The following is a 13,030-nucleotide window of genomic DNA, read 5'->3' on the forward strand; positions in this document are numbered from 1 at the left end:
CCGGAACGACGAATGGCTGTATTCCTCAGCGGAATACAGCCATTGTCGTGAAAGCGTCGTCAGGGCGTCGGCAGGACCGCGGGCGCCGGATCGGCCGGGGCGGGTGCCGCCGGCGCCGGGGCGTTCGGCGGGGCCGGGATCTCGTCCGGGATCGGGCTGTTCATCGACCGCTGTGTGGTGATCGCGATCAGTGCGTCCTTACCGGTGATGTCCTGGTTCTGCACGGCGTGCCACAGCTGCCGCAGGTAGCTGACATTCGGGCTCTCGTTGCCGTCGGCATTGGGATCCATGGTCGATCCCGGCGGCAGGTTGTCCGGGCTGATCAGGTGCGGCACACCCTCGGCCGGCACCGGAAGCTGGCCCGAGATCGCCTGGTTGGCGACGTCGTAGGCCGGCTGCGGGACATTGACGGCACCGAGCGGGGCCAGCGGATCGGGCGCGGCGACCGGAGCGGGCGCCGGGGCGGGGGCCGGTGCCGGCAGGACCGGGTCGAGCGGCATCGGGGCGCCGTGCAGTGCCCACACCTGAGGCTGATCGGCAGGTGCCGGTGCGGCATCCCAGCTGGCGGCCTGGATCGCCGGCTGCGCGGCAGGATCGACCGGTGCCGGGGCGGGAACCACATTGTCGACGTTGACGATGTCGGCCGGGGCCGGGGCCGGCGGCGCCGGCGCGTCCAGCGGTGCGGCGTCGACGGGTGCAGGTGCAGGTGCATCGAGCGGTGCGGGCGGCAGATCGGCCGGCGCGGGGCTCACTGCATCGACGGGGACGGCGGGGATGACGTCGGGGGCTGGCGGCAGCGGTTCGGGCGCGGGCGGCGGAGGCGGAGCCTCGGGCAGCGGCGCGGAGAGCGCATCGAAGGGGGCCGACTCAGGCGCGGGCGGCGGCGGCAGCTCACCGTTGACGAGCGGGTTGTCCAGTGCCTGCGGGGGAGCGGGCTCAGCGAGCACGTTGCGCGGCGTCGAGGCGGACAGGCCGCGCCCGCAGACGGGCCAGGCACCCTTGCCCTGGGTGGCGAGCACGCGCTCGGCGACCGCGATCTGCTCGTCCTTGGTGGCCATATGGGCGGCCGGGGCGTACTCACCGCCGCCGTGGCCGGCCCAGGTGCCCGGCGAGAACTGCAGGCCGCCCTGGTAGCCGTTGCCGGTGTTGATGGCCCAGTTGCCGCCGGATTCGCAGCGGGCGACCTGGTCCCATTCACCGTCTGTGGCGGCACCGGCATGGCCGGCAAGGGCGAGGCTCCCGCCACCGAGAACAGCGCCGGTGACGGCGATCTTGGCAACGCTGACTGAGGTTGACGTGGGCTTACGGTGCCGTCCACTCATACGTAAAGACAGTCCTCTCGTGAACGCCTGCGAGGTCAGCTGTCGGGTTCGGACTGGAGAGGTTGTCCGGCCTGCGTCGTTTCCGACGCCGGCTTCACCCCAAGGGCTCGTGAGCCCTGGTCTGCTTTCGGCGGACCGGTGGGTCCCCCGCCTCCATCCAAGGTTTGGTTCGTTGGTGGCAGTGCCCGGTGGATGGAGCTCGGCGTAGTGGGCACAGCGGGCCACTCGATATAGGTCAAATGGCTTGGGACAAGACGGTATCGGTTCGCCGGGCATGCGTCACTTCGATGCGTTTTCGGCGTTTTCACAGGCAGCAAATCTTATGAGGACTTTAAAGGCGCAGGCCGCTCGGGCGTTTTCGCAGGTGTTTTCGGCGCAGAACCTCGGGTTGGCCTCGTTGTGACCGTTTCGTTATGTGATGCAAATCACGACTATCCGCCCGCGAACGGGGGTAACACATCGACGGTTTGGTTTGTTCGGAGCGGCCGTTCGAGATCGCGCACGGCGACCTCGTCGCACAGGAAAGAGCAGCGTGCCAGCACTTTGGCCAACTCTGGACTCCTGGACGAGAGTTGCTGTACGAGAGCTGCGAGCGTCAATTCTTTTTGCAGCTGCAACGTTTCGGTCTCGATTCCGGCAGCGGCCCGTGCGGCGGCGAAATATCGCACGGTGACCGTCATCGGTGAGCCGTCAGCGGACGGTGTCACGGCTAGCCGCCGATCGCGCTCATCGGCCGCGACGGCTGGACGAAACCGGGGTCGTTGATGCCGTGCCCGGCCGCCTTGACCCACATCGCCTGCCGCCACGCGGTCTCGATCTCCTCGTCATCGGCACCCCCGCGGAGCAGTCCGCGCAGATCGGTCTCGGCGGTCGAGAACAGGCAGTTGCGGATCTGACCGTCGGCGGTCAGCCGGGTCCGGTCGCAGGCCCCGCAGAAAGCCTCCGAGACCGACGCGATGATCCCGACGGTGGCCGCACTGCCGTCGACGCGCCACAGAGCGGCCGGCGCCGAACCCCGCGGGGCCGGATCCGGCCGGAGGTCGAAGTACCGGCGCAACGTGTCCAGTACCGCGTCGGCGCCGATCGCCCGGTCCCGGCTCCACTCATGGCCCGCGTCCAGCGGCATCTGCTCGATGATCCGCAGCTGATACTCGTGCTCCAGGCAGAAGCGCAGCAGCGGCACCACATCGTCGAGACCGGTCCGCGGGTCCAGCACGGCATTGACCTTGACCGGGGCCAGCCCGGCTGCCGCGGCCCCGGCCAGCCCGGCCAGCACGTCATCGAGGCGGTCGCGGCGGGTGATCTGGGCGAAGTGCGTCGCGTCGACGGTGTCCAAGGAGACGTTGACCCGGTCCAGGCCGGCCCGCTTCAGCCCGGCGGCCCGGGCGGCCAGTCCGATCCCATTCGTCGTCATCGCGATCTGGGGGCGGGGCCGCAGGGCCGCAGCCGCGGCGATGACCTCTTCCAGATTTCGTGAGACCAGCGGCTCGCCTCCGGTGAACCGGACGTTGGTGATGCCCAGCCGGGTGATGCCGATCCGCAGCAGACGGCTCAGTTCGGCGGCGCTGAGCAGCTGACTGCCCGGCAGCCAGTCCAGCCCCTCGGCCGGCATGCAGTAGGTGCAGCGCAGATTGCAGCGGTCGGTCAGCGATACGCGCAGGTCGGTGGCGATGCGGCCGAAGGTGTCGATCAATGGGCCCGCGGTGGGCGCCGGGCGGCTGATGCGGAGGGCGGGCACGCCGAGATCGGTCAGCGTCATCCGGTCACCCGTCGTGGTTCGTCGACCGGCACGATCTCCTTGCCCAGTGGCATCAGCGACACGGGGATCATCTTGAGATTGGCCAGCGCCAGCGGAATGCCGATGATGGTGATGGCCATGGCGACGGCGCTCACCAGATGCCCGATGGCCAACCAGATTCCGGCCACGATGATCCAGATGATGTTGCCGATCAGGGCGCCGGGGCGCACGCCAGGTTTGTCGACGACGGTGTACCCGAACGGCCACAGCGCGTACAGGGCGATACGCAGCGACGCGAACCCGAACGGGATCGTGATGATGAGGACGAAACAGATGATGGCGGCCAGCAGGTAGCCCAGGGCCAGCCACAACCCACCGAAGATCAACCAGACGATATTCAGGATCAGGCGCATGTCTCCTCCAGCGGTCACATCAGACTACCCATGAGCGCGGCGACCCGGGAATTGGATAAGATCCTCCTACATTGCGTCCTGCGCAGGCGGGACGCATTACTTATGTGATCTAGAGACGAGCGGGTGAACAGCGGTGCCGACGGGCAAGGTTAAGTGGTACGACGCCGAGAAGGGCTTCGGCTTCCTGTCCCAGGAGGACGGCGAGGACGTCTATGTCCGGTCTTCGGCGCTGCCCGCGGGTGTCGAGGGTCTCAAGGCCGGGCAGAAGGTCGAGTTCGGGCTTGCTGCCGGTCGCCGAGGCCCGCAGGCGCTGCAGGTCAAGCTGATCGACCCGCCGCCGAGCCTGGCCAAGACGCGCCGCGAGGCTGTCACCGTCGAGCACAAGCACACCCCCGACGAGCTGCACGGCATGGTCGGTGACCTCATCACCCTGCTGGAGAGCACCATCCAGCCCGAGCTGCGCAAGGGTAAGTACCCCGACCGTAAGGTCGCCCGCCGGGTGTCCGAGGTCGTCAAGGCCGTCGCCCGCGAACTCGACGCGTAGTTCTTCTCCGCGAACGTCGAGTTTTCGTCGCTCCTAACGGGTTTCTTCGACGACAAGTCCACGTTCGCGTAGCGCTGCGCTCACACGTTGCACGATCACGTGAGGTCGGTCGCGCAGCATCTCCCCGCTGACGCGCACCACGCTCCAACCCAGTGCGGTCAGCTCGGCCATGCGATCGACATCGCGCGGCGCCAACGCGTCGCTGTGCAGCACTATCCCGTTGGCCTTGTCGCGCGACGGCCTGTTCAGCTCGGCGGGCAGGTGTCCGTCGATCCAGCGGGAGCCGAGCAGCGCGGCCGCCGAGAGCCCGGCCACGACGCCACGCCGGCCCGACCACAGCCATGCCGCCACCGCCTTGTCCTTGGCATCGAGTGCGACCTCGCGTGGCACATAGACATTGCGGTGGACGGCGACGTAGGCGGTCCGCAGGCGGTGATCGGTCACCAGGCCGGCGGCGCGCGCCTCCGAGCCGACGAAGGGCCACTCCAGAACGTCCCCACTTGTTGGACCCTCCGGGGCTCCACGCGGTTCCGTGCATCGACAAATTTGTGGATGGCCGACGTGTTTTCGACGCTCGACGGGGAACACTGGGGCCATGGCCTATGTCAGCCCGCAGGGGGAGTTCAACCGCGACACCAACTACATCACCACCCGCATCACCGCGGACGGCCGCGACGGTTTCCCGGTGGAGCCGGGACGCTACCGGCTGATCGTGGCGCGGGCGTGCCCGTGGGCCAACCGCGCCATCATCGTGCGGCGCCTGTTGGGGCTGGAGGACGCCTTGTCCATCGGCTACTGCGGGCCCACCCACGATGCGCGCAGCTGGACCTTCGATCTGGATCCCGGCGGAGTCGACCCGGTCCTGCAGATCCCACGCCTGCAGGACGCGTACTTCAAGCGTGACCCGAACTACCCCAAGGGCATCACGGTGCCGGCGATCGTGGACGTGCCGACCGGCGCCGTCGTGACCAACGATTTCGCCCAGATCACGCTGGACTTCTCCACCGAATGGACCGCCTACCACCGCGCCGGGGCGCCGCAGCTGTATCCGGAACCGTTGCGTGACGAGATCGACGACGTCGCGAGGCGCATCTATACCGAGATCAACAACGGCGTGTACCGGTGTGGCTTCGCCGGCTCCCAGCAGGCGTACGACGCCGCCTATGACCGGCTGTTCACCGCATTGGACTGGGTATCCGAAAGGTTAAGCGCACAAAGGTATCTGGTGGGTGACACGCTGACCGAGGCGGACGTCCGGTTGTTCACCACGCTGGCCCGCTTCGATCCCGTCTACCACGGGCATTTCAAGTGCAACAGGTCCAAGCTGACCGAGATGCCCGTGCTGTGGGCGTACGCCCGCGACCTGTTCCAGACGCCCGGTTTCGGCGACACCATCGACTTCGATCAGATCAAGAAGCACTACTACGTCGTGCACAAGGACATCAACCCCACCCAGATCGTGCCGAAGGGGCCCGACCTCTCCGGCTGGAACACGCCGCACGGTCGGGAAGTCCTGGGCGGCAGACCTTTTGGCGATGGGACCCCGCCGGTCTAGTTCCAGACGGTGCGCACCGACCATTCGGCGTGCGGCAGCGGGAACTCATTGCCCGCCTCATCGCGCACCAGGGTGGGCACCTGGACCGCGATCCCGGTGAGCTTGCCGAATCGCGCGTCGACGGTGGGGATGGTGACCGCCAAAGTGGTGCCCGGCCGGAACTCCGAGACGACCGGCGACGGCGCGTCCTCGTAGGCGCGGATCAGCCACCACGGCGCCCGCGCGATCGCCGACGGCACCGACAGCTGCAGCGGGTTGCGCGAATTCACCGCCAAACTACCTGTGGTCTGCGGAATTTCGCAGTTGTCCAGATCGAGCACCTGGCAATACCGGTAGGGGCCGACGCGCACCGACTCGCCGTGCGAATAGGCGCTGATCTCCGGAAGCCCGGTGCCGTCGTGCCGGCTCAGCTGCCACACCAGCAGTCCGGTGCCCGCCGACGCCAACAGCGCCACCGCCAGCAGGGCAGCGAGTACGCGCTTCATCGGCGTCCCGACGAAGCGGCCACCGGGCCGCCTTCGGTTGCGGCGAGCACCGGGCGATTGCCGCCGAAGCCGGGTATCAGGGATCCGCCGTTGTAGCTCACCAGTGTCTGGGCCAAACCGATAATCAGCACGGCGGTGATCGTAGTGAACCCGATCCACAGCTGCGGATAGATGAGCACCCCGGTCGCCCCGCCGAGCACCCAGGCCAGCTGCAACAGCGACTCCGAGCGGCCGAACGCCGATGCCCGCGACTTCTCGGGCAGGTCGTCCTGAAGGGACGCGTCCAGCGATGCCTTCGCGATCGCGCTGGCGCCCGAGGTCACCAGGGTGGCCAGGGCGGCCACCAGCAGATTCCCGAACACGGCGGCGGCCAGGGCCATCACGGTGACCGCGATGGCGGCCCGGGTCACCAGAAGCGAGGGCCTGCCGAGTTTGAGCCGGGCCGCGGTGAAGTTCCCGACGAAGTTACCGATTCCGGCCGCCGCGCCGATCAGCCCGAGGATGCGCAGTTGCTCCCAGCCACCGTCGCCGTGCGATTTCGCCACGAACGCCGGGTAGAGGAACAGGAATCCGACCATCGCCTTGATGGTGCAGTTGCCCCACAGCGAGGTGATGATGTTGCGGCCCAAGGGTTGCCGTTGTGTGGCCGGCCGGCGCAACGCCTCGGTGCCGCCGCCGTGGTAGCTCAGGGTGGTCGGTACCTCACCGGCGGTTACCTCGACCCATTTGGGAATCCGCATGGACAGCACCGCGCCGGCCACGGTGACCGTCACCAGCACGTACAGCGCGCCGGGCAGTTCGGCCATGTTGAGCAGGTATTCGGCGCCGGCGGCGATCGCCCCGCCCGCCATCGTCCCGCCCAGCAGGCTGAACATGGTGAGCCGGGAGTTCACCCGCACCAGATCGATCGTCGGTGGCAGCACCCGCGGGGTCACCGCACTGCGCAGCACCGAGAAACTCTTGGACAGCACCATCATTCCCAGCGCGCACGGGTACAGCACCCAGGAGGGATAGCTGCCGGTGGCGCCGTCGTAATTGGCTATCAACACCACCGCGAGCACGGTGCGCAGCGCGAACGACATGGCCAGTGCCACCCGGCGACCGTGCTGCAGGCGGTCCAGCGCAGGACCGATCAGCGGGGCGATCACCGCGAACGGGGCGATGGTGATGAGCAGATACAGCGCCACCTTGCCCTTGCTCTCGCCGGAGGCCGCCGCGAAGAACAGCGTGTTGGCCAGTGCCACCGCCATCGCGGCGTCCACTGCCGAGCTGGCCACCACCGGCCACGTCAGTGCCGTCAGCCCGGACTTGTCGGCGCCGTCGGCGGTGGCGGCCCGGTGCACCAGGTCGTACATCTTGTTGCCCATTTCCCGGCTGCGCTGGGCGGCGGCGCGGGTGACGGTCACCTTCTCGCCTGCCGCCGCGCCGACGCCCGAACGGGTCCGGGGCTGCGGATCGGTGTGGCGCCGGGGCGTGTCCTCGTCCAGCGGCGGCAGCCACCTGTTGGCGCTCGGCCCGGACGGCGGGTGCTGCCGCCGGCCGTTGGAACCTGCGCCACCGTCGCTCGGATAGTTCGCCATGCCGGGGTGCTCACCGTCCGACGGCGGCCGCGGTGGGTGGTATCGGGGGTCCCGGGAAGGCACGACTTCGATTGTCCCTTACCGCGACGGCTGCCGTGGGAAGGCGACCGGTGTGGCTCTGGTGGGCATGGTCAGGCAATAATTGCGATCGATGGACACAGGAACGGACACGGTCGCCGAAGTCACCGAACAGGTCGAGCCACAGGCGGAACGGTCACCTGCGCTCGAAGCCTTGCTGCTCGGTGCGGTCGACGCCGCGCGCGCGGCGATCGAGGAGTTCAGCGGCGCCGACGCCGTGGGCGAGTATCTGGGCTCGGCATTCGAGGACCCGGCCGCCGCGACGCACCGCTTCCTCGCCGTGCTGACCGGCTACCAGGGCTGGCAGTGGGCGGTCGTGGTGGCCGGGTATCCCGGCGCCGACCACGTCACCATCAGCGAAGTGGTGCTGGTGCCCGGTCCCACCGCGCTGCTGGCGCCCCAGTGGGTGCCGTGGGAGGAGCGCGTCCGCCCGGGCGACCTGAGTCCCGGTGACCTGCTGGCCCCACCTGCCGACGACCCGCGACTGGTGCCCGGCTATCTGTCCAGCGGTGACGAGGAGCTCGACGAACTGGCCGGTGAGGTCGGCCTGGGCCGCCGTCAGGTGCTCAGCCTGGAGGGCAGGCTCGACGCGGCGCAGCGCTGGCACGACGGCGAGTTCGGCCCCGACTCGGCGATGGCCCGCGCCACCCGGCGGGTGTGCCGTGAATGCGGGTTCTATCTGCCGCTGGCCGGTTCGCTGGGCACCGTGTTCGGTGTCTGTGGAAACGAGATGTCCGCCGACGGCCGGGTGGTCGACGGCGAGTACGGCTGCGGCGCGCACTCGGACACCCCGGTTCCCGCCGGCACTGGCTCGCCGCTGTTCGATCCGTACGACGACGGCGTGCTGGACGTCGCCGAACGTCCCGCGGACGGGTCCTAACGCTCCGCGGCGGTCTTGATCCGCCGCAGCGATTCGTTCATCCCGGCGACGAGTTCCTGCTCGAAGCTGGGCACCCCGCCCATCATCTTGTCGACCAGCAGGGTGGGGACCGTCTTGAAGCCCTCGGGTGCCCGGCGGGTCTCCACCACCCGGGTGCCGCCCTCGATCGGTTCGAGCTCATAGCTCCACACCATGGCGTTGAAGTCGACCCGGAAGGCCAGCTTGCGCTGCGGGACGATCTCGGTGACGGTGCACGTCGTCGGCCAGAACGTCTTGTTGCGGCGGTTGAGGTTGATCGCCTTGGCGCCGACGCGCGTGCGTCCGAGCACCAACATCGCGCGGCACTGCGGGCTCCACTGCGGCATCCGGCGCAGATCCGAGATCAGCGCCCACACCTGCGGCACCGGGGCGTGGATGTCGATCTGAGCCTGCAGTAGCGGGGATCCCTGTCTGGACGGCACTGTGCTCCTTCGATTCAGTTGACGAGGCCGCGCTGTGCGCCGCGGTCGCCGCGACGGGCGGAGCGCAGCTGCCACAGGAAGATCGAGGTACCGAGCACTCCGACGCCGAGCCCGGCGAGGGTGATCGGCCGCCAGGTGTGCAGGGCGGGCACGGTGAAGGCCAGCAGCACGGCGATCAGCCAGCCGGCCGCGATCGCGACGATGACCGGCACCGGTTCGAGGAGTCTGGCCGGCAGCGCGGGCGGTTCGATCGGGTCGGCCGTGTTTTCTGCCATCGCCTCACAACCTAGCCTCCCGACGTAGCCTCCCGACCTCCCGGATGGCCTCTGGGTATTGTCTTGCCCTGTGACGGACGTCGACTCAAGGTTGTCGAGCGATCTGTCGCTGGCCGTGATCAGGTTGGCCCGGCAGTTGCGGTTCCGCCGGCCGGACTCACCGGTGTCGCTGTCGCAGCTCTCGGCGCTGGCCACGGTGGCCAAGGAAGGGCCGATGACCCCCGGCGCTCTGGCCATCCGCGAGCGTGTCCGCCCGCCGTCGATGACCCGGGTGATCGCGTCGCTGGTCGATCTCGGCTTCGTGGACCGCACCGCGCATCCCGCCGACCGCCGGCAGGTCCTGGTGTCCGTCTCGCGGGCCGGCACCGACCTGATCGAGGCCGAGCGCAAGGCCAGCCGGGAATGGCTGCAACAGCGGCTGGATGCGCTGACCCCCGAACAGCGCCAGACGCTCCTGGAGGCCGCCGACCTGATGCTGGCCATCGTCGACGAAGGTTCGGCGACCTGACCGACATCATCGACATCGTGGATCCGGCCGATCCGCGGCTGGACGATTTTCGCGATCTCAACAGTGTCGACCGCAGGCCGGATCTGCCCAGCGGCAAGGGACTGGTGATCGCCGAGGGCGTGCTGGTGGTGCAGCGCATGCTCGCCTCCCGGTTCACCCCGCGGGCACTGCTGGGCACTGATCGCAGGCTGCGGGAACTGGCGGCCGATCTGACGGACGTGGACGTGCCCTATTACCGGGCCGACGCCGAGGTGATGGCCCAGGCGATCGGCTTCCATCTCAACCGTGGTGTGCTCGCGGCGGCCCCGCGCCCGCCCGAACTGTCGGTGGCCGAGGTGCTCGACGGTGCCCGCACCATCGCGGTGTTGGAAGGCGTGAACGACCACGAGAACCTGGGCTCGATCTTCCGCAACGCGGCGGGCCTGGACGTGGATGCGGTGCTGTTCGGCACCGGCTGTGCCGATCCGCTCTACCGGCGCGCGGTGCGCGTGTCGATGGGGCACGCGTTGCTGGTGCCCTACGCCTGGGCGCCGTCCTGGCCTCGCGAGCTGGACACCTTGCGGGACAACGGTTTCCGGGTGCTGGCCATGACCCCGAATCCGGCCGCCGACACGCTGGCCGCGGCCATGAGCGGCCTGGTGGGCGACAAGGTCGCGATCCTGGTCGGTGCCGAAGGGCCGGGCTTGGCCGAGCACACGATGCGGGCCGCCGACGTCCGGGTGCGCATCCCGATGGCGCGCGGCACCGATTCGCTCAACGTCGCCACGGCTGCCGCGTTGGCCTTCTACGAGCGGGCTAGGCTGGCGTGATGTCGGGTGACACGACGCGATCGCATGCGCGCGGAGCGGGCGTGCCCTGGGGCACCGGTCTGACCGTCGCCGGGTTCGTCGCCGCCCTGACCGCCGCGGCCATCATCGTGCTGAGCGTGGGGTTGACGCGGGTGCACCCACTGCTCACCGTCGGGTTGAACCTGGTGGCGGTGGGTGGCCTGGCTCCCACGGTGTGGGGCTGGCGTTCCCGCCCGGTATGGCGCTGGTTCGTGCTGGGTTCAGCGGTGGGCGTGGCCGCCGGCTGGGTGACCCTGCTCGCGCTGCTCGCCAGCCGCTGAGCGCGAACGCTCCTTCGCTCTGACCGGAGGGAACCGGCTCAGCGCTGCGTGCCGGAGCGCACGCCGAGCAGCACGTCCTCCCACGCCGGGACCGTGGCGCGGGCTTTGCGGTTACGTGCGGGCTTGGCTGCGGGCGCCGCGGGTGCAGGTTCGGGTGTCGGCTCCGCCATCGTCGCGGGCGCGGGTGCCGCCACCGGCTCCGGAGCAGTCACCGGCGCGGGAGCAGGCACCGCTTCGAATTCCAGCTGAGCCACCGGCGCGACCGTGCGCAGCTGGCGGGTGAAGTTCGGCTCGATCAGCTCGGCGGCCCGCTCGTCGAAGGCCGTCACGGTGCCGCCGTGCGAGCCCGGGGTGAACCGGAAGTGCGCGGTGTTGTCCGACAGGCCGGCCGTCCAGGCCAGCTGCACGGTCCAGCGACCGTCCTCGTTGCGCCAGGCATCCCAGGTGGTGGCATCGGGATCCAGGCCGCGCGAGATCAGGGCGGAGGTGACCGTCTCCAGCAGGGTCAACACCGCCGGACCGTCGGCCAGGATCGGATGCGCCGCGGTGGCCAGCTCCGCCGCGCGGGCCCGCTCCAAGAGCACGGGGTGAGCGAACCGCTGCACGCGCTCGATATCGGCGCCGGTGATGGCCGCGACCTGCTCGACGGAGGCGCCCGCACGGATGCGGGACTGAATCTCCTTGGGACGCAACGTCGTCGACACCTCGACCTCGATCTGAGTTTGGTTGGAGGTGGCCTTGTCCCCACGGACGGCGGCGCGCAACCGGTTGTCGACCTTGATGACGAACTTGTCGCTCGCGTCGGCGCCCTCGCAGATCAGCCTCTTGCCGTCCACGTCGAGCCCGACGACCTTGAGTTCACGCATACTGACCTCCTCCCGCGCACCCTACAGCGTTATCTGTCCGTTACCGCGCGGACACGCAGGCCGGTCAGAGCTTTTCGACAACCCAGTCCACGCACGCGGTCAGGGCGCTGATGTCGTCGGGCTCCACGGCGGGGAACATCGCCACCCGCAGCTGGTTGCGGCCCAGTTTGCGGTAAGGCTCGGTGTCGACGATGCCGTTGGCACGCAGCACCTTGGCCACGGCCGCGGCATCGACCGAATCCGAGAAATCGATGGTGCCGACCACCTGCGACCGCAGCGCCGGGTCGGCCACGAACGGCGTGGCGAACGCCGACGATTCGGCCCACGAATACAGCCGCTGCGACGAATCGGCGGTGCGCTTGACCGCCCAATCCAGCCCACCGTTACCCAACAGCCAGTCGATCTGCTCGGCGAGCAGGATCAGCGTGCCGATGGCCGGGGTGTTGTAGGTCTGGTTCTTGAGGCTGTTCTCCACCGCGATGGGCAGGGACAGGAAATCGGGCACCCAGCGGTCGGTCGCCGCGATGGCCTCGATGCGCGCCAGCGCGGCGGGCGAGAGCACCGCGATCCACAGCCCACCGTCACCGGCGAAGTTCTTCTGCGGGGCGAAGTAGTAGGCGTCGGTGTCGGCGATGTCGACGGGCAGCCCGCCGGCCGCCGAGGTGGCGTCGATGACCACCAGCGCATCGCCGGCGGGACGCTGCACCGGCACCGCGACGCCGGTCGAGGTTTCGTTGTGCGCCCAGGCGACGACGTCGACCGACGGGTCCGACGTCGGCTCCGGGGCGGTGCCCGCCTCGGTCTTGATGATGATGGGATCGCCGACGAACGGATTCTTGGCCACGCACGAGGCGAACTTCGAGCTGAACTCGCCGTAGGTCAGGTGCAGCGACTTCTTGTCGACCAGGCCGAAGGCCGCGGCATCCCAGAATGCGGTGGATCCGCCGTTACCGAGGATGACCTCGTACCCGTCGGGCAGCGCGAACAGCTGGTGCAGACCGTCCCGAACCCGTCCCACCAGGTTCTTGACCGGGGCCTGCCGGTGCGAGGTGCCGAACAGGTCACCGGCGGCGGCCAGCGCGGCCAATTGTTCGGGGCGCACCTTGGACGGTCCGCACCCGAAGCGTCCGTCTTTCGGCTTGATATCGGCGGGGATCGTCAGTTCGGCCATGGCGTTCAGATTATCGGCCTGCGCCAGCCATTAAGACGCCGGTGCG

At 69.0% G+C, this 13,030-nt stretch carries 17 protein-coding genes and 1 riboswitch; of the genes, 6 read left to right on the forward strand and 11 right to left on the reverse strand.

All coding sequences use genetic code 11. The annotated features are described in order from the left end of the window. Positions 1 to 59: 59 nt before the first annotated feature. From QN239_RS06415 to QN239_RS06430, 4 genes are all read right to left on the reverse strand, one after another. Entirely contained in the window at positions 60 to 1,322 is a 1,263-nt protein-coding gene (locus tag QN239_RS06415; protein WP_499008797.1) for a transglycosylase family protein, read from the reverse strand. Positions 1,323 to 1,331: 9 nt separating this feature from the next. Continuing rightward, a riboswitch (cyclic di-AMP (ydaO/yuaA leader) is annotated at positions 1,332 to 1,502 on the reverse strand. A gap of 251 nt (positions 1,503 to 1,753) precedes the next feature. Continuing rightward, positions 1,754 to 2,002 (reverse strand): MoaD/ThiS family protein, encoded by a 249-nt coding sequence (locus QN239_RS06420; RefSeq protein WP_276065241.1) that lies wholly within the window; start codon positions 2,000 to 2,002, stop codon positions 1,754 to 1,756. Between the two features lie 29 nt (positions 2,003 to 2,031). Beyond that, positions 2,032 to 3,081, reverse strand: a complete 1,050-nt coding sequence (gene moaA, locus QN239_RS06425) for a GTP 3',8-cyclase MoaA (RefSeq protein ID WP_499008798.1) — start codon at positions 3,079 to 3,081, stop codon at positions 2,032 to 2,034. Beyond that, positions 3,078 to 3,473 carry a YccF domain-containing protein gene (locus QN239_RS06430; RefSeq protein ID WP_499008800.1) on the reverse strand — a complete coding sequence of 132 codons (396 nt, stop codon included), beginning with the start codon at positions 3,471 to 3,473 and terminating at the stop codon, positions 3,078 to 3,080. The genes moaA and QN239_RS06430 overlap by 4 nt, the downstream gene beginning before the upstream one ends. 133 nt (positions 3,474 to 3,606) lie before the next feature. Here QN239_RS06430 and QN239_RS06435 point away from each other — a divergent pair, with 133 nt between their 5' ends. Beyond that, entirely contained in the window at positions 3,607 to 4,017 is a 411-nt protein-coding gene (locus tag QN239_RS06435) for a cold-shock protein (RefSeq protein ID WP_090354612.1), read from the forward strand. 33 nt (positions 4,018 to 4,050) lie between these two features. Here the strand turns inward: QN239_RS06435 and QN239_RS06440 are convergent, their stop codons facing one another. Further along, positions 4,051 to 4,461 carry a putative endonuclease domain-containing protein gene (locus QN239_RS06440; protein WP_499008801.1) on the reverse strand — a complete coding sequence of 137 codons (411 nt, stop codon included), beginning with the start codon at positions 4,459 to 4,461 and terminating at the stop codon, positions 4,051 to 4,053. A gap of 151 nt (positions 4,462 to 4,612) precedes the next feature. Here QN239_RS06440 and QN239_RS06445 point away from each other — a divergent pair, with 151 nt between their 5' ends. Next, entirely contained in the window at positions 4,613 to 5,572 is a 960-nt protein-coding gene (locus tag QN239_RS06445; protein ID WP_499008803.1) for a glutathione S-transferase family protein, read from the forward strand. Here the strand turns inward: QN239_RS06445 and QN239_RS06450 are convergent. Continuing rightward, positions 5,569 to 6,057 (reverse strand): DUF2771 domain-containing protein, encoded by a 489-nt coding sequence (locus tag QN239_RS06450; RefSeq protein WP_187096973.1) that lies wholly within the window; start codon positions 6,055 to 6,057, stop codon positions 5,569 to 5,571. The genes QN239_RS06445 and QN239_RS06450 overlap by 4 nt on opposite strands. Next, on the reverse strand, positions 6,054 to 7,637 hold the full coding sequence (locus tag QN239_RS06455; RefSeq protein ID WP_499008804.1) for an MFS transporter: 1,584 nt from the start codon (positions 7,635 to 7,637) through the stop codon (positions 6,054 to 6,056). The genes QN239_RS06450 and QN239_RS06455 overlap by 4 nt, the downstream gene beginning before the upstream one ends. A 151-nt stretch (positions 7,638 to 7,788) precedes the next feature. Here QN239_RS06455 and QN239_RS06460 point away from each other — a divergent pair, with 151 nt between their 5' ends. After that, entirely contained in the window at positions 7,789 to 8,595 is an 807-nt protein-coding gene (locus QN239_RS06460) for a DUF3027 domain-containing protein (protein ID WP_499008806.1), read from the forward strand. On the opposite strand, the gene QN239_RS06465 is transcribed toward QN239_RS06460, so the two are convergent. Then, entirely contained in the window at positions 8,592 to 9,056 is a 465-nt protein-coding gene (locus tag QN239_RS06465; protein WP_499008809.1) for an SRPBCC family protein, read from the reverse strand. The genes QN239_RS06460 and QN239_RS06465 overlap by 4 nt on opposite strands. Positions 9,057 to 9,070: 14 nt before the next feature. Further along, positions 9,071 to 9,331, reverse strand: coding sequence for a DUF2530 domain-containing protein (locus tag QN239_RS06470; protein ID WP_090354623.1), 261 nt, complete (start codon positions 9,329 to 9,331; stop codon positions 9,071 to 9,073). Between the two features lie 70 nt (positions 9,332 to 9,401). Here QN239_RS06470 and QN239_RS06475 point away from each other — a divergent pair, with 70 nt between their 5' ends. From QN239_RS06475 to QN239_RS06485, 3 genes are read left to right on the forward strand one after another with little or no spacing between them, the layout of a single operon-like run. Continuing rightward, a complete protein-coding gene (locus tag QN239_RS06475) occupies positions 9,402 to 9,839 on the forward strand; it encodes an Rv0880 family HTH-type transcriptional regulator (protein ID WP_499008811.1) in 438 nt (145 codons plus the stop codon). Continuing rightward, a complete protein-coding gene (locus QN239_RS06480) occupies positions 9,836 to 10,648 on the forward strand; it encodes a TrmH family RNA methyltransferase (RefSeq protein ID WP_499016611.1) in 813 nt (270 codons plus the stop codon). Before QN239_RS06475 ends, QN239_RS06480 begins: the two co-directional genes overlap by 4 nt. Next, positions 10,648 to 10,947 carry a DUF2537 domain-containing protein gene (locus QN239_RS06485; protein WP_499008813.1) on the forward strand — a complete coding sequence of 100 codons (300 nt, stop codon included), beginning with the start codon at positions 10,648 to 10,650 and terminating at the stop codon, positions 10,945 to 10,947. The genes QN239_RS06480 and QN239_RS06485 overlap by 1 nt, the downstream gene beginning before the upstream one ends. A gap of 38 nt (positions 10,948 to 10,985) precedes the next feature. On the opposite strand, the gene sepH is transcribed toward QN239_RS06485, so the two are convergent. After that, a complete protein-coding gene (sepH, locus tag QN239_RS06490) occupies positions 10,986 to 11,813 on the reverse strand; it encodes a septation protein SepH (protein WP_499008814.1) in 828 nt (275 codons plus the stop codon). Positions 11,814 to 11,877: 64 nt separating this feature from the next. Beyond that, positions 11,878 to 12,984 carry a phosphoserine transaminase gene (gene serC / locus QN239_RS06495; RefSeq protein ID WP_499008816.1) on the reverse strand — a complete coding sequence of 369 codons (1,107 nt, stop codon included), beginning with the start codon at positions 12,982 to 12,984 and terminating at the stop codon, positions 11,878 to 11,880. Positions 12,985 to 13,030: the final 46 nt, after the last annotated feature.

Origin of the sequence: Mycolicibacterium sp. Y3 (genome assembly GCF_051188035.1) — a bacterium.
GTDB lineage: Bacteria > Actinomycetota > Actinomycetes > Mycobacteriales > Mycobacteriaceae > Mycobacterium > Mycobacterium fluoranthenivorans.

Coding starts and splice junctions, on each gene's coding strand:
- serC (WP_499008816.1), bottom strand. CDS start 12,984: ATGGCCGAACTGACGATCCCCGCCGATATCAAGCCGAAAGACGGACGC.
- QN239_RS06485 (WP_499008813.1), top strand. CDS start 10,648: ATGTCGGGTGACACGACGCGATCGCATGCGCGCGGAGCGGGCGTGCCC.
- QN239_RS06460 (WP_499008806.1), top strand. CDS start 7,789: ATGGACACAGGAACGGACACGGTCGCCGAAGTCACCGAACAGGTCGAG.
- QN239_RS06415 (WP_499008797.1), bottom strand. CDS start 1,322: ATGAGTGGACGGCACCGTAAGCCCACGTCAACCTCAGTCAGCGTTGCC.
- moaA (WP_499008798.1), bottom strand. CDS start 3,081: ATGACGCTGACCGATCTCGGCGTGCCCGCCCTCCGCATCAGCCGCCCG.
- QN239_RS06445 (WP_499008803.1), top strand. CDS start 4,613: ATGGCCTATGTCAGCCCGCAGGGGGAGTTCAACCGCGACACCAACTAC.
- QN239_RS06420 (WP_276065241.1), bottom strand. CDS start 2,002: ATGACGGTCACCGTGCGATATTTCGCCGCCGCACGGGCCGCTGCCGGA.
- sepH (WP_499008814.1), bottom strand. CDS start 11,813: ATGCGTGAACTCAAGGTCGTCGGGCTCGACGTGGACGGCAAGAGGCTG.
- QN239_RS06430 (WP_499008800.1), bottom strand. CDS start 3,473: ATGCGCCTGATCCTGAATATCGTCTGGTTGATCTTCGGTGGGTTGTGG.
- QN239_RS06455 (WP_499008804.1), bottom strand. CDS start 7,637: ATGGCGAACTATCCGAGCGACGGTGGCGCAGGTTCCAACGGCCGGCGG.
- QN239_RS06450 (WP_187096973.1), bottom strand. CDS start 6,057: ATGAAGCGCGTACTCGCTGCCCTGCTGGCGGTGGCGCTGTTGGCGTCG.
- QN239_RS06470 (WP_090354623.1), bottom strand. CDS start 9,331: ATGGCAGAAAACACGGCCGACCCGATCGAACCGCCCGCGCTGCCGGCC.